Raw genomic sequence first — 21,791 nt, 5'->3', positions numbered from 1 at the left:
TCCCTCAATGGTAAGAAACCAACCCCTCTGATGAATGACGCCGGAGCCCCTTTGCCAACGGGGACTCCGGCGTTTTGTGGTATCATTATGAGTGAAGAGTGAAGAGTGAAGAGTGAAGAGCGAAGAGCTGGGAGGAAGACTATGCTGGAAAAATATGGGAACAAGGTGATGACGGCGGCGGAAGCGGCCAAGGCGGTAAAAAGCGGGGACTGGGTGGACTTCGGCTTCGGGAACGGGTTCCCGGAACTGATGGATGAAGCCCTGGCTGCCCGGAAGGACGAACTGACGGATGTGAAGATCCGGGGCGGGCTGGTGTACCGTCCCATTATCCACACCATCGACTGCGACCCGGAAATGAAGCATTTCCAGTACTACAGCTGGCATCTGGGAGCCTATGAACGGAAGATGTTCACCGCCCGGCGGCTCCATTTCGTCCCCATGCTGCTGCGGCTGCTGCCGGAAATGTACCGGGACTATCTGAAAGTGGACGTGGCGGTAGTGCCCGTGTCCCGTCCCGATGCCAACGGGTACTGCGGCCTGGGCCTGGCCAGCTACTGCTGGAAGACCATCATGAAGAAGGCCCGGACCGTGATCTTTGAAATCAATGAACACATGCCCACCCTCCAGGGGGTGGACGGGTCCCACCGGGTGTCCCTGGATGATGCGGACATCATTGTGGAAGGGGAACATGCCCCTCTGTGCACTTCCGGCTACCGGACTCCTTCGGAAGCGGATCTCCAGATCGCCCGGAACGTGGTGGCGGAGATCCCCAACGGGGCCACCCTGAGCCTGGGGGTGGGGACCATTCCCTTTACCATTGCCCAGATCCTGGCCCAGTCCGACCGGGAAGACCTGGGGTGCCACACCGGCACCATCAGCGACGCCTTCCTGGCCCTGTACAAGGCCGGGAAGCTGACCAACGCCCGGAAAGAGGAAAAGACCGGCCTGGCCTCCTGGAACCTGGCCAGCGGCTCCCAGGAACTGTATGACTGGCTCCAGGAAAAACCGGAGCTGTTCTATCCGGCGGAAGTGGACTACATCCACAATCCCCGGGTGATGGAGAAGATCTCCAATTACATCAGCATCAACGGCGGGGTCCAGCTGGATCTTATGGGTCAGGAAAATGCGGAATCCATCGGCACCCGGCAGCTGTCCGGGGTAGGAGGCCAGCTGGACTTCCTGGAAGGGGCCTTCCTGTCCCATGGGGGCGCCGGCTACATCTGCATCGAATCCTCCCGGGTGGACAAGAAAGGGGTCCGTCATTCCAACATCGTCCCGGCCATTGCCGCCGGAAGCTCCATTGCCGGCTGCCGGGCCCTGATCCAGAACGTGGCCACGGAATTCGGGGTGGCTCATCTCACCGGCCTCTCCCTGAAAGAACGGGCCCAGGCCATGATCGCCGTAGCCCATCCGGATTTCCGGGAAGAACTCCAGGAGTATGCGGACAAGACGTTTTGTTAAGGCCGCCGTCCGGCGGCCTGTCAATAGGCTTCCGACTTCAGACTCCTGACTTCAGACAGAGGCTGCCGCTTTGCGGCAGCCTCTTAATATATTTAATGAATCATCTAAAAACAATGAATTTGATTTATACTTCCCCGGACCGTACAATAAAGGTATCAGAAAAATCTGTGCGGATGGGCTTCGGGCTTTGCCTGAGGTTGAAGGAGGTTGGATGTTATGAAAATCACCACTAGAGGCGGGGTCGTTTCCCAACTGCTGGAAAATGTACTCTTGCCCCGGATGTTCCGGGCCCGGCAGACCTTTCCCCGGCCGGTGCTGACCCCGGAGGAGATTCCCGGGGCGGTCCGGAGTGAAATGAGCCGGGAACCTTTTGTGAGCAAGCTGAAACCGGGGATGTCCGTGGCCATTACTGCCGGGAGCCGGGGCATTGCCAATGTGGCCCTGATCACCCGGTCCATTGTGGAATTCTGCAAAGAACGGGGCACCCGCCCCTTCATCGTCCCGGCCATGGGGAGCCATGGCGGGGCCACGGCGGAAGGCCAGCTGGAAATCCTGGCCGGCTACGGGATCACCGAAGAAGCCATGGGCTGTGAGATCCGCAGCAGCATGGAAACGGTGTACCTGGGCATGAGCGGTTCCGGCCGGCCGGTGTACATGGACAAGAACGCCTATGAGGCGGACGGCATCATCCTCTCCTGCCGGCTGAAGCCGCACAATGCTTTCCGGGGGAAGGTGGAAAGCGGTCCCTGCAAAATGATGGCGGTGGGCCTGGGGAAACAGAAAGGGGCGGAAAACGTTCACGCCGACGGTATGGGAAAGATTGCGGAACACATCCCTTCCATGGCCAAAGTGTTCCTGGAAAAAGCCCCCATCCTGTTTGCCATCCCCTCCATTGAAAACGCCTACGACGAAACCTGCAAAATCGTGGCCATCGATACCCCGCACATGATCGAGGAAGAGGCGGAGTGGCTGAAATTCGCCTTTGCCAACATGCCCTCCCTGCTGGTGAAGGAAGCGGATGTGCTGGTGGTGGATGAAATCGGGAAGAACTATTCCGGCACCGGGGTGGACCCCAACATTGCCGGGACCTTCTCCACCGAATACGCCCACGGAGGCCTGAAGGTCCAGCGGACCTGCTTCCTGGACCTGTCGGAAGCCTCCCACGGGAACGCCCTGGGCATCGGCCTGGCCAACTGCATCACCGCCCGGCTGTTCAACAAGATCGACATGGATGCCATGTATCCCAACATCGTCACCAACACGGTGTTCAAATCCGGGATGATTCCCTTTGTGGTGCCCACGGACAAGGAAGCCATCCAGCTGTGCATCCGTACCACCAACGGGGTGGACCGGGACCCGGCCAAAGTCCGGGTGGTCCGGATCCCCAATACTTCCCACATCGGCACCGTGATGCTCAGCGAAAGCTATTATGAAGCCGTAAAGGCCGGGCAGTACCCTCATCTGGAAGCCCTGGATGAACCGGAAGCCCTGGAATTCGATGCAGCAGGGACCCTGCTGACAAAAATCTGAGAAAGGAAGAAATCCTATGACTGCACCTCTTGTAATCAAGGTCAAGGACAAGGACAATGTGGCCATTGCCGTCCATGACCTGCCGGTGGGCACGGAAGTACTGCCGGGAGTGGTTTCCCTCCAGCCCATTCCCCAGGCCCACAAAATCGCCCTGGAGGATATTCCCAAAGGGGGAGAGATCATCCGCTACGGGGTGGTCCTGGGCTATGCCAAGGACGCCATCCCCAAGGGCAGCTGGATCAACGAACACATGCTGGACCTGCCGGAAAGTCCGGCCCTCCATGATCTGCCCTATGCCACCCACATCGTTCCGCCGGAAGAACTGCCGGATCCGGTCCAGACCACCTGGTGGGGCTACCGGAACAAAAAGGGTCCGGCAGGCACCCGGAACCTGCTGGGGGTGGTGACCACCGTCCAGTGTGCCGCCGGGGTGGTGAATGTGGCAGTGGACCGGATCCGCCGGGAACTGCTGCCCAAGTATCCCCATGTGGATGATGTGGTGGCGGTGAACCATCCCTATGGCTGCGGGGTGGCCATCAACGCTCCCATGGCCAAGATCCCCATCCGAGCGGTCCGGAACCTGATCCGGCACCCCAATTTCGGCGGGGAAATCATGCTCATCGGCCTGGGTTGTGAAAAGCTCACCTATGACCGGCTGCTGGAACCGGAAGAAATCAATCCGGACAACTGCCTGACCCTCCAGGACTGCCACGGCCATGACGCCATGATGCAGGCCATCCTGGACATGGCGGAAAAGAAGCTCCAAAGACTGGAGCAGCGCCGGCGGGAAGAACTGCCTCTCAGTGAATTGGTGGTGGGGCTCCAGTGCGGCGGCTCCGATGCCTTTTCCGGGCTCACCGCCAATCCCAGTGCCGGTTACGCGGCGGACATGCTGGTAAAAGGCGGCGCCACGGTGATGTTCAGTGAAGTGACGGAAGTCCGGGACGGGGTGCCCATGCTGGCGGCCCGGTGCGTGAACCGGGAAGTCCGGGACAAACTGGCGGCGGAAATGAAATGGTACGACGACTACCTGGCTGATGGGGGTGTGGACCGGGATGCCAACCCCACTCCGGGGAACAAAAAGGGCGGCCTGGCCAATATTGTGGAAAAGGCCATGGGGTCCATTGCCAAAAGCGGCACCAGTCCCATTGTGGAAGTGTTGTCCCCGGCGGAAAAACCCACCAAACACGGGCTGATCTATGCAGCCACTCCTGCCAGCGACATTGTGTGCGGCCCCAGCCAGCTGGCTTCGGGGATCGGGCTCCAGGTGTTCATGACCGGACGGGGCACCCCCTACGGCCTGGCCATTGCCCCGGTGATCAAGGTGTGCAGCCGGAACGAAATGAAGGACAACTGGTTCGACATGATCGATATTTCTGCCGGTGGGGTGGCCACCGGGGAAGCCACCATCCCGGAAGTGGGCACGGAGATCTTCCGGTTCATCCTGGATGTGGCCAGCGGAAAGAAGAAGCCCTACAGCGATCAGTACGGCTTCCACAACGATCTGTGCATCTTCAATCCGGCACCGATTACGTGATATAATGAGGGTGTTGCCTTTGGGCAACACCCTTTGTCAATGGCCATTGACCATTGACCGCTGACCATTGACAGTTTTTACGGAGTTATCACAAGTTATGGAAAATCTTATCCTGGGGGCTTTTTGCCTCGTGCTTTTTTTGTTTATTTTTACGGGACTGCCCCTTTTGGGGGCGCTGTTTGTAGGGTTCCTGCTGTTTTTCGGTTATGGACTGTACCGGGGGCACTCTTTCGGGGCCGTGCTGAAAATGGCCTGGGAGGGAGTCCTGTCAGTGAAGACCATTTTCCTGGTGTTCATCCTCATTGGCATGCTGACGGCGGCCTGGCGGGCTTCCGGCACCATCGGCTACATCATTGCCCTGGCGGTCCGGTTCATCCGGCCTTCCGTGTTCCTGCTGCTTACCTTCTGGCTGAACTGCGCCGTATCCTTCCTGCTGGGGACGTCCTTTGGCACGGCGGCCACCATGGGGGTGATTACCCTGTCCATCGGGGAGACCCTGGGGATCTCTCCTTTTTACAGCGGGGGCGCCATTTTGTCCGGCACCTATTTCGGAGACCGGATGTCTCCGGTTTCCACCAGTGCCCTTCTGGTCAGCGTGCTTACAGGAACGGACATCTACAAAAACATCGGGAACATGGCCCGGTTTGCCCTGGTCCCCTTTGCCCTGGCCAGCCTGTTCTATCTGGGGCTGGGCCTGTGGCTGCCGGGTATGGGCCAGGTGGGCGCCATGGTCAGCGGTCTGTATGACATTTACCATTTCACTCCCTGGCTGGTACTGCCGGCGGTGAGCATCCTGGTGCTGAGCTTCTTCCGGGTGTCCGTGAAGAAGAACATGGCCGTAAGCATCTTCCTTGCCCTGCTCCTGTGCCATTTTGTCCAGGGCTGGCCCTGGGCCTATCTGGTCCGGATCCTGGCCACCGGCTATCATCTGTCAGACCCGGAATACGCAGGGATGCTCAGCGGCGGGGGCATCACCTCCATGGTCCGGGTGGCCTCCATTGTGTGTCTGTCCGCTTCTTTCGGAGGCATCTTCAAGGGCACCGGGCTGCTGAAAGGCATCGAGGGACTGTTCCAGCAGCTGAAGGAGAAGGCGGGGACCTATCCGGCCATCATCCTGGCCGCCCTGTTTACCGGCATGGTGTCCTGCAACCAGACCCTGAGCATCGTGCTCACCCACCAGCTGTGCAGTCCCTTTGTGAAGGACCGGGAACAGCTGGCCCTGGACCTGGAGAACACGGCGGTGGTGATTTCTCCTCTGATTCCCTGGTCCATTGCCTGCGCCACCATCCTGGACACCACCGGAGCCCCTCACAGCTCCGTGGTCCTGGGAGTGTATCTGATTCTGCTTCCGGTGTGGGGATTGATAAAAAGCCGTTCTGCCGCTTGAAGGGGCAGAACGGCTTTAAGGGGCGCTGCTCAGTAGCGCCCCTTTTTCCTGCACTCTTCACAATATCCGTACAGCTCCAGATAATGGCCCACGATTTCGAACCGGGTCTTTTGGGCCAGTTCTTCTTCGAAGCCGTGGAGGGGGCAGCCGTCGATGTTCACCACTTTGTGGCAGCCCAGGCAGATCAGGTGGTGGGTGTGGCTGAGGGTGTACAGCAGGAACCCGTATTTCCGGCTTTGGGGCAGCAGGACCTTTTCCGTCAGCTTCTTTTCCGTGAAGCTTTCCAGGATCCGGTACACGGTGGAAAAATTCAGGCTGGCTCCGGCCTGGAGGAGTTTTTCATAAATATCGTCGGCACTGAGGACTTCCCGCTGTTCCAGGAGCAGTTCCAGCACCTGGCACCGGGCTTGGGTGCATTTCAGGCCGGCCCGGCGGATCAGCTGCCGGGCGTCCAGGGGAGATCCGTTCTTATCCATGGCGCACCTGCCGTTTCTGGCGCCGGGTCTGGAAACAGAGGACCAGCAGAAGGAGCAGGACGGACACAATGGCCGTGATTCCCCCTGGGGCGGCTCCGATGTAATAGGAGGCAAAGAGACCGGCCATAACGTCCAGGAAGCTGAAGAGTACCGCCAGGGCCATGGTTCTCTTGAATCCCTGACGGAGCTGGAGGGCGGTGGCCACCGGCAGGGCGATCAGGGAGCTGATCACCAGGATCCCCACGATCCGGATGGACACGGAAATGGTGGCAGCCACCAGAAGGGAGAACACATAGTTGATGGCCCGGGCCTTCACGCCCAGGATCCGGGCGCCGTCCTCATCAAAGGAAAGGAGCACCAGCTGGGGGAACAGGCTGAAAATGGCCAGGAGGGACACCACGGTCAGGATGGCCACGGTGGTCACTTCTCCCTGGGTTACGGTCAGGATGCTGCCGAACAGGAAGGAATCCACATTGGCGTGGACCAGGCCGGAGCTAATGATGGTAATGGCGATGCCCACGGACAGGGACAGGACGATCACCAGGGTCAGTTCTGCATACCGGCGGAATTTTTCCCGGAGCACTTCGATCAGCAGGCCGAAGAAGGAAGTGACACAGAAGGCGCTGATAATGGGGTTGGCATGGAACAGGAGACCGGTGGCCACCCCTGCCAGGGACGCATGACTCAGGGCGTCTCCGATCATGGAGTACCGGCGGAGCACCAGGAAGGTGCCGATCAGGGGACAGATAAGGGAAATCAGCAGGGACACCGCCAGGGCGTTCCGCATAAAGGCGTAATCAAACATGGGCGCAGTCACCTCCGTTTTCTGCCAGGTATTCCCGGATGTATTCCTGGGGGGTGCAGAAATGCCCCTGGCCCCGGACCACATGGAAGAAGCTGGAGGCGTTGTGGGCGGCATACCGCAGGTTGTGCTCTACAGTGATCACCGTGATCCCCCGTTCTTCGTTGAGATGATGGATCAGGGGATACAGGTCATCCTGGCTTTTCAGATCCATGCCGGTGGAAGGTTCATCGAAAATCATCAGATCCGGCTTTCCCAAAAGGGCTTTGGCAATCATCACCTTCTGGTACTGACCGCCGGAGAGGGCACCGATGAGATGATCCTGGAGAGAAGAGATGTGCATCCGGTCCAGGGCCCGGTCCACCGCATTCCGGTCTTTGATCTGGAGGACTTTCCGGGTATAGTCCAGGACTTCCCGGACAGTAATGGGAAACTGCTTGTTGATCATGTCCGTAGGCTGGGGCACATAGGCGGGCCGGCGGAAGGTGCAGGAGATGGTGCCGCTGCTGGGAGACAGGAGCCCCAGGATCAGCTTTACCAGGGTGCTTTTGCCGCTGCCGTTTTCTCCTACAATGGCCACATAGTCCCCGTCATGGATTTCCATGGACAGGTCATGGAGCAGATAGGGTCCCTGCTCATAAGCAAAGGACAGATGGGATATTTGAAGCATGGTACGACCTCTTTCCAGTATAATGGCGCAAATGCAAATCATTTGCGTTTATTGACGGACGATACTCTATATGATATGATATCTTTCGCGAAAATGCAAATGGTTTGCATTTCCCCACGATTTTGCTTTAGCCATTACAGGGATATGCAAAAGGAAAGGAAACAATCAATGAAACGGATTTTATTTTTGCTGCTGGCGGGGGCTTTGGTGCTGCTGGCGGGATGCGGGGGAAAGACGGCCCCGGAAAAGACGAAAGAGGGGAAACTGCCGGTGGTGGCCAGTTTCTATGCCATGAAGGAAATGACGGAAGCCATCGGAGGGGACAAGGTGGCGGTGACCACCCTGATCCCGGAAGGGACGGAGCCCCATGAATTCCAGCCCACCACCAAAAGCATGAAGGACCTGAGCCGGGCCCGGGTCCTGGTGATCCAGGGACTGGGTATGGAACCCTGGGCGGAAGAAATGGTGAAGGCGGCGGAAAACCGGGACCTGGTCCAGGTGGTGGCGGCCCGGGAAGTGACTCCCATTGCCAATGAGGATGCCGAGGAAGCCAGGGAACACGGCCAGTATGATCCCCATGCCTGGCTGAGCCCTGCCTGTGCTCAGGTGGAAGCGGCGGCCATTGTCCGGGGCCTGTCCCAGGCGGATCCGGTCAACGCCGGCTATTACCAGGCAAACGGAGAAAAGTTCATCGGCCGTCTCCGGCAGCTGGAAGCTGCCTACAAAGGGAAATTCCAGGATCTCCCCCGGAAGGAATTCGTCACCGGTCATGCAGCCTTTGCCTATCTGTGCCGGGATTTCGGCCTGGAACAGAACAGCGTGGAAGGCGTCTTTGCCTCCGGAGAACCCAATGCCCGGCAGCTGGCCAGCCTGGTGGAATACTGCAGGGCCCATCAGGTCCGGACCATTTTCACTGAAGCGGCGGTAAGCCCCAAGACCAGTGAATCCCTGGCCCGGGAAGTGGGAGCCAAAGTGGTGCCCATCCACACCCTGGAAGGGGGAGAAGGGGAAGGAGACTATCTGGTCCAGATGGAAGAGAATCTGGCACGGATCTACGAAAGCCTGAAGTAGGGGGCCGCTGACAGAGGGGGCACGTTCCGTGCCTCCCTCTTCATATTTTCTTCATATTTCCCCAACAACTCCTGCACAGGGAACGGGTATAATAAAGACAAAGGAAAAAGAAACCCACCCTCCTGGATGAGAAAGAAAGGATGATCCATCATGACAACCAAATTCAAGACTCTGGCAGTGGCAGCAGCATTCTTTGCAGCAGGAAGCATTGCCGGACCCCGTTTGCTGGCGGTATCTCCGGTTCATGCAGCGGAAGCGGTAACGGAAAATCAGCCGGTTGTACAAACGTTGGACAACCAGGTTGGATGCCCTTACTATCAGCAGAACGGACATCATCGGAGAGCCGGCCGCCGGGGCGGCTGCTGGAACCAGGACCGGCCCCCCTGCTGGGAAGACAACGGCCAGGGGCAGCAGAGCTGAAAAAAGGAGGTGTTGCACAGCAACACCCCCTTTTTATATAATGTCTCCAACAAGGAGGCGCTTATGGACAACTACTCTGTACTGCTGGTGGACGATGATCCCAAGCTGCTGGATCTTCTGGTGAACTATTTCCAAAAAGAACAATTTACGGTGTTTTCCGCCCGGGACGGGGAGGAGGCCCTCCGGGTCTTTGAACAGGAACAGCCCCAGCTGCTGGTGCTGGACCTGATGCTGCCCAAAATTGACGGCCGGGACGTGTGCCGGACCATCCGGCAGAAAAGCACTGTGCCCATTATCATGCTCACGGCCCGGGATGCGGAATTCGACCGGCTCATGGGACTGGAACTGGGGGCGGATGACTATGTGACCAAACCCTTCAGCATGCGGGAACTGGTGGCCCGGGTCCGGGCCCTGCTCCGGCGGACCTACGGAGCCTATGGCCAGCAGAAGCAGGAAAAACCGGAAACAGTGATCCGGGCCGGGAATCTGGAGCTGGATCTGGACCGGCATCTGCTGCTGCGCCAGGAAGGGGACGGCACCTGGAAATCCATCGAACTGACTCCCATTGAGTTCAGCCTGCTGGAAGTCCTTATGAAAAGCCCTGGCCATGTTTACAACCGGCTGCAATTAATGGAAAACAGCCATGGATTTGCCTTTGACGGCTATGAACGGACCATTGATGCCCACATCCGGAACCTGCGGCGGAAAATCGAACCGGATTCCAAAAATCCCCGGTACATCCTGACGGTGTACGGGATCGGCTACAAATTCGGAGGCTGAGGCCATGCGCTTTCACAGTGTACGGAACAAAATGATGGTGAGCACTTTCCTGCTGATCCTGGTCTGTGCCCTGATTGTGATTTCCATCTGCAGCCAACAGATGGAAACCCACTTTTTCCAGTATCTCCAGGATCCTTCCGCCCTGGCGGGCCAGCAGGGAGCCGGCGGCTATGGCCGGGGCATGGGCCGTGGGATGATGGGGGGCGGCATGGGCATGGGAGGCATGCACCACCGGATGATGCTGGGGGTGGCGGAACGGACCTTTGTGGAATCCTATCACCAGTCCCTGTGGTGGGTTGGCTTCCTGTTTGCAGGAGTGGGGCTGGTGGTCAGCTACTTCCTGTCCGGGAACATCACCCGGCCTCTCCGGCAGCTGTCCCAGGCGGCGGAAAAGATCCGTCAGGGGGACCTGAAACAGGAAGTCCCGGTGGATACCCAGGATGAAGTGGGCCAGCTGGCGGAAGTGTTCAACCAGATGTCCGCGGAACTGGCGGCCAATGAAAGCAACCGGCAGGAGCTTCTGGCCAACATCGCCCATGAACTGAAAACCCCGCTGGCGGTGCTCCAGGGCCACCTGGAAAGCATGCTGGACGGAGTGGAGGAACCGGCTCCGGACAAGCTGTTCTCCATGCAGGAAGAGGTTATGCGGCTGACCCGGCTGGTGGGAGATCTCCGGGATCTGTCCCTGGCCCAGGTTCATCGTCTGGAACTCCATCTCCAGCCGGTGGATCTGGATGAAAAAGTGGAACGGGCGGCGGACATGCTGGAACCTCTGCTGGAAGAAAAAAAGCTCCGGTTCGTAAAGGAACTGGCACCCGGTCTGCCGGAACGGCAGCTGGATCCGGACCGGCTGAACCAGATTCTGTACAACCTGATCACCAACGCCATCCGGTACACCCATCCGGGGACCCCCATCCTGCTGAAAACGGAACCGGCAGGAGACCGGGTGCGGCTGACCATTGCCGATGAAGGGCCGGGAATTGCCCCGGAAGACCTGCCCCATGTGTTCGAACAGTTCTACCGGGGAGACAAATCCCGGAACCGGGCTTCTGGAGGCAGCGGTATCGGGCTCTCTCTGGCCAAAAGCTTCGTGGAAGCCCAGGGCGGGACCATCACTGCCCGGAACCGGAAAGAGGGCGGGGCGGAGTTTGTGGTGGAATTGTAGGGCCGGCTGCATAGGCTGCCGGCCTGTTGGCGGTCCATGGTCAGCGGCCGTTGAACGTTGGCAGCTGACCGTTGACCGGGCTGTTGCCTAGGCAACAACCCCTTCATATTTTCTTCATATTCTCTTCCCACCATCTGCACATTCTATCCCTATAATACAACTATGATTTTAAGGAACTGCTGAAAAGGAGCGATGTGCAATGGTTATGACGAATTATATGGATCTGCTGGCGGCCAACCAGCCCTGGAACCTGATCCTGTTTATGGTGATCCCGGTGGTGCTGGCGGAATCCCTGGTGGCCACGGAATTTTACACCACCTATTACAAGGGCAAAGCGGCAGGCTGGAAGGCCTGGAACCACCGGCTGGGAATCGCCGCCGGGGTGTATTTTGCCCTGGTGGTGCTGTATCTCCTGGTGAACGTGGTGCCCGGGATCCATTGGAAGGGATGGGCGGACCAGTTGGCCATCGGGGCCTATCTGCTGGGAATCGTTCCCCTGGGGGCCATTGCTCTTATGGAACTGGGGGTCACCGGAAAGAACCTGACGGACCAGCAGAGGACCCTGCGCCATTTCGGCCTTCTGATCGGGTTCCTGGTGGTGAGCCACGTGGCCATGGTGTTCGGCATGGTGGATCCCACCATCACCGGCTGGCAGCCCATGCCCGCCCCGATGCATCAGATGCACCAGATGGGGCATATGTAAGGGGGTGTGAATGTATCCACACCCCCGGTCGCGGGCCGTGGGTCACGGGTCGCGAGCCTGGACGTCCAAGCCGTTTGACCTTTTTCTATAGGATGACAAGGCAAAATCTGCTGGAATCAGCAAAACGGGTCCTTCGGCCAGCACCAACAAGCCCGCGACTCAAGGGGTTGTTGCACGCAACGTGCAATAGCCCCTTTTTATTTCCCCAACGCTTATTGCAGACAGTAAAAATTTCGCTGGGAAGTACGTAATTTTTTCCCCAAAAGGGAACTGCTTTTGATTGGAAACGCATCCGTTGGATGCTAACCCACCACCATTGCGCAAGCGCAACGGTCCCCCGCCCTTGAAACGGGCGGATATCTGCTCGGGCCTTCGGCCCATTGCATTATGTGAGTGCCATGGCATATGCCCTGGTACTCATTATCCGCCCTTTGCAAGGGCGGGGGTGTTTTCGGCTTCTTCTTCCAAATTGGAAAAGCCACTATCCGCCCTTTGCAAGGGCGGGGGACCAGCCAGTAGGCTGGTGGTGGGTTAGCAGCCGCAGGCTGCGTCCTCTTGCAAAGGAACCCGTGTCCGGGTTCCTTCCATCGGCCGTTGACCGCTGACCGGGGCGGCGCCTATGCCGCCCTTTTTAATACTTCTCCTTCATGAACTCCACAAAGGCCCGGACGCTGGCCAGAAGGTGGTAGTTTTTCCGGTAGTACATCCAGGTTTCCCGCATCAGGGGCTGGCCTTCCACAGTGGTGAGCACGGTGGGGTGGACCTGGGGGGTGTCCTGGCCGCAGCTCCGGGAGAGCAGGGTGAACCCCAGTCCCTCCTGGACCATTTTCAGGCAGGTGTCCATGGCATCGGTTTCGATGATGGTAAAGGGCGGCTTCTTGTAATGGGCGAACCACCAGTCATCCAACAGGTCCTGGAGTATGGGATCGGTGATGTAATGGATGTAGGGATAGCTGGGCAAAAGATCCATGTTCAGAGGGTCCCGGCTGAAGGCACAGAGAGGATCCTGCCACAGGAGCCGTTTTTCTTCGTTCCAGTTGTGGCCGCCCCGGACAATGCACACATGGTATTTCCCTTCCAGGAATTCCCGATACCGGTCATGGCTGAACCCGCTTTTCAGATGGATCTCGATCCGGGGATAGGTCTGACGGAACTGGGTGAGGATCCGGGGCATATGGTATTTGGCGAACACATTGGAACAGGCAATGGACAGGGTGCCGGCCGGGTGGACCCGGGCATCGGACAGGGTGTCCCGGATCTTCAGGTAGGAGGCTTCGGTCTTCAGGAAGAACCGGTACAGCAGTTCTCCTTCCGAGGTGAACTGGATTCCCCGGGGTTGGCGGAGGAACAGGGTACAGCCGAATTCCGCCTCCAGCCGTTTCAGCCGGTCGGTAAGGGCCGGCTGGGACAGGAACAGCCGCTTGGCGGTGTGGGTGATGTTCTTTTCTTCGTAGAGGGTCTTCAGCAGCAGGATGTCTTTGTTGTCCATAAGGGGGCCTCCTTCAGAGCTTAAAAGAATAAATATATTTTATCGCAAAACCGAATAAAATCCTATTTGTTTTTTAGGTCGGGAACAGGTACACTGAAAGGGAAAGAGGGGACAGCGGGCAGATCTCGGAAGAGAGCGTCGCCTCTTGGAAACCAGCAAACCCAAAAGGGACTGTTGCATGAGCAGCAGTCCCTTTTTGGGGTCTCGAGGCTCGAACCATGAGTCTCGGTCCCATGGGAAGAATCTGTCCCGGTTCTCCCAATTGTGGAAAACCCTGAAACTGCCTGCGGGTGGTTTCAAATTAGCCATAGAATAATTTGATGGTTGATACAAATAAACACGTATTTGTGTTATTTCACAGAGAATTCTATGATAAGGCTGTGCACAATTGAATCGGAGAGCTTGGAGGAGCAAAAAATGGTTGAACTGATCCATGAGAATGTATATTACAGAGACGGAAACCTGCTGACGGAGCAGGAACTGGCTGCCCAGGGAGTTAAAGCCGACCGGGCGGAAGGGGTGAAGAAGACCCTGGCCTATCAGGTGATGGAAGCCCACCAGCAGGGCAGCGGGATGGAAGACCTCCATCTGAAGTTCGATGCTCTCACCAGCCATGACATCACCTATGTGGGGATCATCCAAACGGCCATTGCCAGCGGCCTGGACCATTTCCCCATCCCCTACATCCTGACCAACTGCCACAACAGCCTGGCCGCCGTAGGGGGCACCATCAACGAGGACGACCATGTTTTCGGCCTGTCTGCCGTGAAGCGGTTCGGGGGCCTTTACGTACCGCCCCATATGGCCGTCATCCATGAATACATGCGGGAACGGATGGCCGGCGGCGGGAAGATGATCCTGGGGTCCGACAGCCACACCCGGTACGGGGCCTTCGGCACCATGGCCATCGGGGAAGGAGGTCCGGAACTGGTGAAGCAGCTTCTGGGCCATACTTACGATGTCCAGCGGCCCCAGGTGATCGCCATTTATCTGAAAGGGAAACCCCGCCATGGGGTAGGGCCCCAGGATGTGGCTCTGGCCATTGAAAAAGCCGTTTTCAAAAACGGTTTCGTGAAGAACAAGGTGATGGAATTCATGGGACCGGGGATCGCCGGCCTGTCCATGGACTTCCGGAACGGCATCGACGTGATGACCACGGAAACCACTTGCCTGACCACCATCTGGTCCACGGACACCACCGTAAAGGACTATTTGGAACTCCACCACCGTCCGGAAGCCTACAAGGAAATGAAACCGGGAGATCTGGCCTGCTACGACGGAGCCGTGGTGGTAGATCTGGACAAGGTGGAATCCATGATTGCCATGCCCTTCCATCCCAGCCATGTGTATACCATCAAGGAACTGAACGAAGGGGGCAAAGACCTGCTGGCGGAAATCGAAGAACAGGCAGTGAACATGCTGGACAACAAGGAACTGTCCCTGGGTCTGGCGGACAAATACTATGACGGGAAGATGCACTGCGACCAGGGTCTGATTGCCGGCTGCTCCGGCGGGCTGTACGAAAACCTGGTGGCGGCCGCCCATATCCTGAAAGGGAAGAGCATCGGCAGCGAACGGTTCGCTTTCAGCGTCTATCCCTCCAGCCACCCCATTTACATGGAACTGATGCGCAACGGAGCCCTGGCAGACCTGATGGACGCCGGTGCCGTGGTCCGGTCCGCTTTCTGCGGTCCCTGCTTTGGCGCCGGGGATACTCCCAACAACAAGGGATTCAGCGTCCGGCACACCACCCGGAACTTCCCCAACCGGGAAGGGAGCAAACCCGGCAAGGGCCAGATCGCTTCCGTAGCTCTGATGGATGCCCGGAGCGTGGCAGCCACGGCAGCCAACCATGGGGCCCTGACTCCCGCCACGGAGGTGGACTACGACGACAGCGTGCCGGCTTACCATTACGACAGCCTGCCCTATGACCACAAGGTGTTCGACGGCATCGGCCAGCCGGACAAAAAGGAAGAGCTGGTGTACGGACCTTCCATCAAACCCTGGCCCTCCATTGAAAAGCTCAATAAGAACCTGCTGCTGAAAGTGGCTGCCTGGATCGATGATCCGGTGACCACCACCGACGAACTGATCCCCTCCGGGGAAACCTCTTCCTACCGGAGCGATCCCTATGCCCTCAGCGAATTTGCCCTGAGCCGGAAGGTGCCGGAATATGTGGGACGGGCCAAAGCTGTCCGGACCCTGGAAAAAGCCCGGCAGGACGGGGAAAATTGTGAAGAACTGAACAATCTGTACAGTTCTGTAAAAAATGCTCTGTGTTTGCAGGAATCTGTGGACCAGATGGAGAAAGATACTTCTGTAGGTTCGGTGGTCTATGCCAACAAACCGGGTGACGGGTCCGCCCGGGAACAGGCGGCTTCCTGCCAGCGGGTACTGGGCGGGGCAGCCAACATTGCCCTGGAATATGCCACCAAACGATACCGCAGCAATGTGATGAACTGGGGGATGCTCCCCTTCCTGACCTCTTATGAGGATTCCCGGAAACTGGCGGTGGGGGATCTGGTCTATGTCCCCAATGTTCGGGAAATCCTCCTGAGTGACAAGGATGAATACAAGGGCTTCCTGATCCGGGACGGAAAGAAGACCGGGGAGATCACCCTGCACTTGGGCAGTGTGGAACCCTCCCAGAAAGACATCCTGGCTGCAGGCTGTCTGATCAACTACTACGCAGGCAGCAAAAAATAAGATCTGCCGTCCAACCTGAAGAGGAGAAGGCGGGCACAGGCCCTTCCTTCTCCTGCTTCCTGGCAGAAAGGAGTACAACATGTTGTTAGGTATTGCTGGTTTCGTCCTGATCGGACTGGTCGTGTACTGTCTGATCTCCTCCAAGATGAATGCCATCCCCATTTTCGTGGCATTCCCCATTATCATTGCCCTGCTCTGCGGTTTTGCCCCTGCAGAAGTATTCGCCTTCATCAAAAAAGGCGTGGGCACCACCATGTCCACCGCCATCCTGTTCCTGTTTTCCATTGTTTACTTTGCTTTGATGAATGATGTGGGCATGTTCGATCCTCTCATGAACTTCCTGGCCAAGAAAGCCGGGAACAACATTGTCCTGGTCACCATCGCCACCGGGATCATCGCCACCATCGCCCACCTGGACGGCACTACTGCCGGGACCTGCCTGATCACCGTCCCTGCCATGCTGCCCCTGTACAAAAAGCTCCACATCCGTCCTGTGGTGCTGTGCTGCATCATTTCCGCCGCCATCAGTATCATGAACCTGACCCCCTGGGGCGGCCCTGTGGCCCGTACTGCCATTATCCTGAAAACCGATGCCAGCATCCTGTGGCATGAACTGCTGCCTCTCCAGGGTGTGGGCCTGATCATTGTGCTGGCCTTTTGCATTTACCTGGGCCTCCTGGAAAAGAAACGGGGCGCCGGCCTGAACCCCACCGGGAAGGCTGCGGAACTCAGTGAAGACCTGAGCATGGCCGGGAACGATGCGCCGGCTGATCCCAGCCTGAAACGGCCCAAACTGGTGTGGATCAACTGGCTGGTGACCCTGGTGGTCATCCTGCTCATGTGCTTCACCAAGATTCCTCTCTACGGCGCCTTCATGATCGGCCTGGCCGCTGCCCTGATCATCAACTTCCGTTCCGCCAAGGAGCAGGCCAACGCGGTGAAACGCCATGCTTCCGCGGCTCTTTTGACTCCCATGATCCTTTTGACCACCGGGATCTTCCTGGGGATCCTGAACGGCACCGGGATGATGAAGAGCATGGCCAATATCCTGATCTACATTATGCCGGATGCCCTGGGGCCCAAACTGGCCACCGTCATGGGCTGCCTGTCCGTGCCTTTCGGCATGATGCTGGGCACCGACTCCTTCTTCTTCGGCTTCATGCCTCTGTGCATCGGGGTGGCGGAGAAGTTCGGGGTGGCCGCTCACGATATTGCCATGAGCATGCTGATCGGGAAAGACTTCTGCATCATGGTGACTCCTCACAACGCCACCACCTGGCTGCTGATCGGCATGGCCGGGGTATCCCTGAAGGAACAGCTGAAATTCTCCGCTCCCTATCTGTGGATCCTCAGCATCATCACCGTATTTGCTGCCGGGATCATGGGTGTGTTCCAGATGTAAAAAAAAGGGGGTGTCGCACGTTCCGTGCAACACCCCCTTAGCTGTAGAGCCGCATAGCGGCTCAAGTCTGGAGTCTGAAGTCTGAAGCCGAATGTTAAATTTGCAGGCAAATTTTTGAATATGTAGAACCTTTAGACGAAATGGTCGCTCAGATTGAATTCGATTCTGGTTTTACATAATCAAAAGGATCCGTCCAGCCAGGCGGATCCTGTCCTGAGGCTTCCGACTTCAGACTCCTGACTTCCGACTAAGGGGCTGTTGCGCATGCAACAGCCCCAACAAAAACAGCGGCAGAGCTGCGCTTCTCTGCCGCTGTTTTTGTTTGAAGGTTGACAATAAAAAAGGGTCGGTTGGGGAGGGCCTGAGGAGTGGCGGTCCCTCCCAGAGAGGGAGTGGAGGCACCGGGGCACACAACCCGGTGTTTCCTTTATGACAATGAGCTGAAGACCATCGGTAGGAAGGTCCTCAAAGACAATAAGCAAGGGGAGTGGCTAATGGTTAGGAAATCATAACCATTAGCCTTGAAAAAAATAAAGACAATGCGGTTAGTCTTTACTTACAGGAGCAATTCTAGCATACATCCACTAGGGATGCAAGCTTTTTTCGAAAAAACTTTTAAAAATTTTTCTGCCACTGTTTCTCCCCTGTAGATATTGTACTCTATTTCTGTTAAAAAACAAGGAAAAATGCGGCTTATAACCTGGTGAAAATATTTTAGGTTACACTAACTATAATCAATAGGAGTTCTTCTGCAGATCCACCCTTCACTGGCTTTTCATTTTCCTCTGCTATCCTGTACAATGTAGAAGTATGGGAGGGATGCTGCATGAAAATCCTTGTGGTGGAAGATGAACCCACGCTGAATAAAATCATCGCCAAACGGCTGAAGATCGAAGCCTACTCCGTGGACTGCGCCTTCAACGGGAAGGAAGCCCTGGAGTATCTGGACGCCGCGGAATACGATCTTTTGATCGTGGATATCATGATGCCGGAAATGGACGGGCTGACCCTGGTGAAGAAGATCCGGGAAAAGGGCAGCCGGGTGCCCGTCCTGTTCCTGACGGCCCTGGACAGCACCCAGGACAAGGTCACCGGCCTGGATGCCGGGGGAGATGACTACCTGGTGAAGCCTTTTGAATTCGATGAGCTGCTGGCCCGGATCCGGAGCCTGCTCCGGCGGAGCAATGCCCAGCAGACAGCCCGGACCCAGCTGATCCTGGCGGATCTCACCCTGGATACCCGGACCCATCAGGTGACCCGGGGAGGCCAGGAGATTTCTCTGACTCCCAAGGAGTTCTCCGTGCTGGATTATCTCCTGCGGAACCAGGGGACGGTCCTGTCCCGGGAACAGATCCTGGAACACGCCTGGGATTTTTCCTATGAAGGGTATTCCAATATGGTGGATGTGTACATCAAGACCCTGCGGAAAAAAATCGACAAAGATTTCGAACCCAAACTGCTCCACACCGTAAGAGGCACCGGCTATGTCCTTAAAGTATAAAACAGCCGTCTGTCACTGGCTGCAAAAAAGGTGGAAGCAGCTGAAGAGTCTCCCGGTTTCCCTCCGGGTCACTTTGTGGTACACCCTGTTCTTGTCCATCATCCTGCTGCTTTTCACCGGGGTGATCCTGAAAATGGGGGCGGATTATGAAAAACGGACCGCCACCCGGAGCCTGACCAAAGCGGTGGAAAAAGCCGGGGACCGGTATATGGAAAAAGGGGGGAAATTCCGGGCCTATGATGACAATGTGTATCTGGCCTTACGGGACGATCGGGGAAATCTGCTTCAGGGGACGGAACCGGAAAACGCGCCTCATCCGAAGGAGCCCGTGTTTGGCCGGGGACCTCAGCCGGTGGTGATCAATGGGGTGCCCTATCATTATCTGGATCTGCCCCTGCGGCCGGATCGGGAGGAATTCCGGAAAGGGACATACCACGGGCCGGGCCGGTTCATCCGGGGCTATCTGGCGGATACGGTGTATGCCCGGTACCATCAGGCCATGCTGCTGGGGGCGCTGATTGCCCTGCCCCTGTTCCTGATCCTGGTGACCCTGGGGGGCTACAAGATCATCAAACGGAGTTTTGCTCCGGTCAGGGCCATCAGCGAGGCGGCCCGGGCCATTGGGGAAACCGGGGACCTGTCCCAGCGGATCCCCCTGGACGACAGCCGGGATGAGATCCACCAGATGGGCCGGACCTTCAACTGGATGCTGGGACAGATCGAAGAACTCCTGGAACGGGAGAAACGGTTCACTTCCGATGTGTCCCACGAACTGCGGACTCCCACGGCGGTGATCATGGCGGAAAGCGAATTCGGCAAGGATTATACGGACAATCTGGAAGAAGCCCGGGAGGAATTCCAGCATATTTTCCAGCAGTCCCGGCGGATGAGCCAGCTGATCAACCAGCTGCTGGAACTGTCCCGGCTGGGGAACCGGAAGAATCTGGAACTGGTGCCGGTGGACCTGAGCCGGCTGGTCCGGGAGACCCTGGAGGATTATCAGAAGCTGCCCCAGGCGGGGAAATTCCAGTGGGAGGCCCGGATCGCTCCGGATCTTCAGGTGCTGGGGGATGAACCGCTGCTAAACCGGATCCTCAGCAACTATCTGGACAATGCCTTGAAGTTCACCCGGACCCGGATCCAGGTGAGACTGGAAGAAGTCGAGGGAGGCGTCCGGCTTTCCATTACCGATGATGGGAACGGCCTGCCCCGGGAGGAACTGGATAAGATCTGGAACCGGCTGTACCAGGCGGATCCTTCCCGGAACAAGAAACAGAACACAGGCCTGGGATTGGGGCTTTCCTTCGTGGCCGCCGCCGCCAAACTGATGAAAGGCAAAGCCGGCGCCGAAAGCCAGGTGGGAAAGGGAAGCACCTTCTGGCTTTTCATTCCTTTTTCATCTTCCTCCCCTATACTGTAACCATCAAAAGGAAAACACAGCATCCATCTGAGGAGGGTTTGTTATGGAAAAGGAAAAAATGGAACAATGCAAAGCACGTTTGGTTGAAGCAGCACAATGGGGCCGGAAACAGATCACCCCTCAGCGGCTGAAGAAAGGCGCCGGGTGCCTTGTGGCCCTGGCCATTGTGGCCGGGGGAGGCAAGTTCGCCATGCACAAGGCCAAGGCGGAAGCCAGGCTCCAGGAAGCCCAGGCCAAGACCCGGATGCTCCAGAACATGGCGGCCCAGCAGAATATTACCCTGGTGTCCACTGATGCGGTGAAGGAAAGCATTGCCAGCACCCTGGGAACGGATCCTTCCTCCATCACTTTCCAGAGCATTACTCTGGATGACCGGAAACCGGGAGAAAAGAAGGAACACCGGAAGGACAGCAGGAAGGAAAAGAAACAGGAGAAAAAAGACGGCAAACGCCAGTCTGAAGACCGGAAAGGAGCCGGACGGCAGGCTGAAAACCGCCAGGGTCAGCCAGGAGAGAATGGCCAGCCCGGTCAGCCTGGCAGCCAGAACGGCCGTCCCGGCCAGGGGGATGTCCAGGGACAGCGTCCGGATGGCCAGCCCGGGCAGAACGGAGAAAGGGAAAACCGGAATGACAGCCGGACCGGAGCCACTTCCCGGCAGCCGGGGATGCCCCGTCCGGAAATGGCCAAGGCGGCCAATGCTTTCCCGGGGGTGTATCTGGCCCGGTGTGAAAAAGACGGCATGGGCTACCAGTTCCTGGTGGATGCCCAAAGCGGACAGGTCCTGCACGGACAGGTCCATAAACTGAATCCCATCCAGCAGCTGCTGGACTGAAGGAGGAACCATTATGACGAAAATCGTGACCTATGCCATGGCCAAACCTTATGAGACCATGAAGAACCGTTTCAAAAAAATCACCAGCGTCTTCCTGCTGGGGGTGACCCTGGTGCTGGGAGCCAGCGCTATGGCAAGCTCCAAAGCCGAAGCCGCCACCCCCTGGGACAACCAGGGCCCCCGGATGGAACGCCGGGACAACGGGAACCAGAAGGCTTTCGAAAAACGTCAGAAGGAAATCCAGAAGAAACGGGATGCGGAAGCCAGAAAGAGACGGGAAGCGGAGATACGGAGAAGAAAAGAGGAAGAACGGAGACACCGTCAGCAGAATCAGGATAAAAAACGTCCGCCCATCCAGCAGAAGGCAGGGTGGGGGAGATAAAGAAGAAGGAGCTGTTGCGCGTTTTGTGCAACAGCTCCCTAGCTATAGAGCCGCATA

At 57.5% G+C, this 21,791-nt stretch carries 19 protein-coding genes; 15 read left to right on the top strand and 4 right to left on the bottom strand.

Going from position 1 to position 21,791, the window contains the following annotated elements; all coding sequences use genetic code 11:
- Window positions 1-141: 141 nt before the first annotated feature.
- The 4 genes from ACTQY1_RS01295 to ACTQY1_RS01280 all read left to right on the top strand — a co-directional run bounded on the left by ACTQY1_RS01295 (window position 142) and on the right by ACTQY1_RS01280 (window position 5,915).
- The gene (locus ACTQY1_RS01295) at window positions 142-1,461 is read left to right on the top strand and encodes an acetyl-CoA hydrolase/transferase family protein (protein ID WP_022487875.1); all 1,320 of its coding nucleotides are present in this window, start codon (window positions 142-144) and stop codon (window positions 1,459-1,461) included.
- A 216-nt stretch (window positions 1,462-1,677) separates the two neighbouring features.
- Complete coding sequence (locus ACTQY1_RS01290) at window positions 1,678-2,991, top strand: lactate racemase domain-containing protein (RefSeq protein WP_154488442.1); 1,314 nt, start codon at window positions 1,678-1,680, stop codon at window positions 2,989-2,991.
- 16 nt (window positions 2,992-3,007) lie between these two features.
- Window positions 3,008-4,528 (top strand): galactarate dehydratase, encoded by a 1,521-nt coding sequence (garD, locus tag ACTQY1_RS01285; RefSeq protein WP_022487877.1) that lies wholly within the window; start codon window positions 3,008-3,010, stop codon window positions 4,526-4,528.
- Between the two features lie 97 nt (window positions 4,529-4,625).
- Entirely contained in the window at window positions 4,626-5,915 is a 1,290-nt protein-coding gene (locus tag ACTQY1_RS01280; protein WP_154488443.1) for a Na+/H+ antiporter NhaC family protein, read from the top strand.
- A 29-nt stretch (window positions 5,916-5,944) separates the two neighbouring features.
- On the opposite strand, the gene ACTQY1_RS01275 is transcribed toward ACTQY1_RS01280, so the two are convergent.
- Genes ACTQY1_RS01275 through ACTQY1_RS01265 form a run of 3 tightly spaced genes read right to left on the bottom strand, consistent with a single transcriptional unit; the run spans window position 5,945 to window position 7,863 of the window.
- Window positions 5,945-6,391 carry a Fur family transcriptional regulator gene (locus ACTQY1_RS01275; protein WP_022487879.1) on the bottom strand — a complete coding sequence of 149 codons (447 nt, stop codon included), beginning with the start codon at window positions 6,389-6,391 and terminating at the stop codon, window positions 5,945-5,947.
- Window positions 6,384-7,196, bottom strand: coding sequence for a metal ABC transporter permease (locus ACTQY1_RS01270; protein ID WP_022487880.1), 813 nt, complete (start codon window positions 7,194-7,196; stop codon window positions 6,384-6,386). The genes ACTQY1_RS01275 and ACTQY1_RS01270 overlap by 8 nt, the downstream gene beginning before the upstream one ends.
- Entirely contained in the window at window positions 7,189-7,863 is a 675-nt protein-coding gene (locus ACTQY1_RS01265; protein WP_022487881.1) for a metal ABC transporter ATP-binding protein, read from the bottom strand. The genes ACTQY1_RS01270 and ACTQY1_RS01265 overlap by 8 nt, the downstream gene beginning before the upstream one ends.
- Window positions 7,864-8,031: 168 nt before the next feature.
- On the opposite strand from ACTQY1_RS01265, the gene ACTQY1_RS01260 reads away from it, so the two are divergent.
- From ACTQY1_RS01260 to ACTQY1_RS01240, 5 genes are all read left to right on the top strand, one after another.
- Window positions 8,032-8,934, top strand: coding sequence for a metal ABC transporter solute-binding protein, Zn/Mn family (locus ACTQY1_RS01260; protein WP_022487882.1), 903 nt, complete (start codon window positions 8,032-8,034; stop codon window positions 8,932-8,934).
- A gap of 150 nt (window positions 8,935-9,084) precedes the next feature.
- Complete coding sequence (locus ACTQY1_RS01255) at window positions 9,085-9,354, top strand: hypothetical protein (protein ID WP_022487883.1); 270 nt, start codon at window positions 9,085-9,087, stop codon at window positions 9,352-9,354.
- Between the two features lie 63 nt (window positions 9,355-9,417).
- Entirely contained in the window at window positions 9,418-10,134 is a 717-nt protein-coding gene (locus ACTQY1_RS01250; RefSeq protein WP_022487884.1) for a response regulator transcription factor, read from the top strand.
- A gap of 4 nt (window positions 10,135-10,138) precedes the next feature.
- The gene (locus tag ACTQY1_RS01245; RefSeq protein ID WP_022487885.1) at window positions 10,139-11,299 is read left to right on the top strand and encodes a sensor histidine kinase; all 1,161 of its coding nucleotides are present in this window, start codon (window positions 10,139-10,141) and stop codon (window positions 11,297-11,299) included.
- A gap of 199 nt (window positions 11,300-11,498) precedes the next feature.
- Entirely contained in the window at window positions 11,499-12,002 is a 504-nt protein-coding gene (locus tag ACTQY1_RS01240; protein WP_441373734.1) for a DUF6803 family protein, read from the top strand.
- A 631-nt stretch (window positions 12,003-12,633) separates the two neighbouring features.
- Here the strand turns inward: ACTQY1_RS01240 and ACTQY1_RS01235 are convergent.
- Window positions 12,634-13,491 (bottom strand): LysR family transcriptional regulator, encoded by an 858-nt coding sequence (locus ACTQY1_RS01235; protein WP_441373733.1) that lies wholly within the window; start codon window positions 13,489-13,491, stop codon window positions 12,634-12,636.
- Between the two features lie 417 nt (window positions 13,492-13,908).
- Here ACTQY1_RS01235 and ACTQY1_RS01230 point away from each other — a divergent pair, with 417 nt between their 5' ends.
- The 6 genes from ACTQY1_RS01230 to ACTQY1_RS01205 all read left to right on the top strand — a co-directional run bounded on the left by ACTQY1_RS01230 (window position 13,909) and on the right by ACTQY1_RS01205 (window position 21,734).
- Window positions 13,909-16,197 (top strand): hydratase, encoded by a 2,289-nt coding sequence (locus ACTQY1_RS01230; protein WP_441373732.1) that lies wholly within the window; start codon window positions 13,909-13,911, stop codon window positions 16,195-16,197.
- Between the two features lie 79 nt (window positions 16,198-16,276).
- Window positions 16,277-17,599, top strand: a complete 1,323-nt coding sequence (locus ACTQY1_RS01225; protein WP_022487892.1) for a CitMHS family transporter — start codon at window positions 16,277-16,279, stop codon at window positions 17,597-17,599.
- 826 nt (window positions 17,600-18,425) lie between these two features.
- Window positions 18,426-19,100, top strand: coding sequence for a response regulator transcription factor (locus ACTQY1_RS01220; RefSeq protein ID WP_022487893.1), 675 nt, complete (start codon window positions 18,426-18,428; stop codon window positions 19,098-19,100).
- Window positions 19,084-20,520 carry a sensor histidine kinase gene (locus tag ACTQY1_RS01215; RefSeq protein WP_441368828.1) on the top strand — a complete coding sequence of 479 codons (1,437 nt, stop codon included), beginning with the start codon at window positions 19,084-19,086 and terminating at the stop codon, window positions 20,518-20,520. Before ACTQY1_RS01220 ends, ACTQY1_RS01215 begins: the two co-directional genes overlap by 17 nt.
- Window positions 20,521-20,563: 43 nt before the next feature.
- Complete coding sequence (locus tag ACTQY1_RS01210; protein WP_022487895.1) at window positions 20,564-21,352, top strand: hypothetical protein; 789 nt, start codon at window positions 20,564-20,566, stop codon at window positions 21,350-21,352.
- Between the two features lie 13 nt (window positions 21,353-21,365).
- Window positions 21,366-21,734, top strand: a complete 369-nt coding sequence (locus tag ACTQY1_RS01205) for a hypothetical protein (protein ID WP_022487896.1) — start codon at window positions 21,366-21,368, stop codon at window positions 21,732-21,734.
- The last annotated feature ends 57 nt before the right edge of the window (window positions 21,735-21,791 follow it).

The organism is Acidaminococcus sp. HCP3S3_G9_1 (assembly GCF_052122455.1).
Classification (GTDB): Bacteria; Bacillota; Negativicutes; order Acidaminococcales; family Acidaminococcaceae; genus Acidaminococcus.
This window is presented reverse-complemented; position numbering and strand designations above follow the sequence as displayed.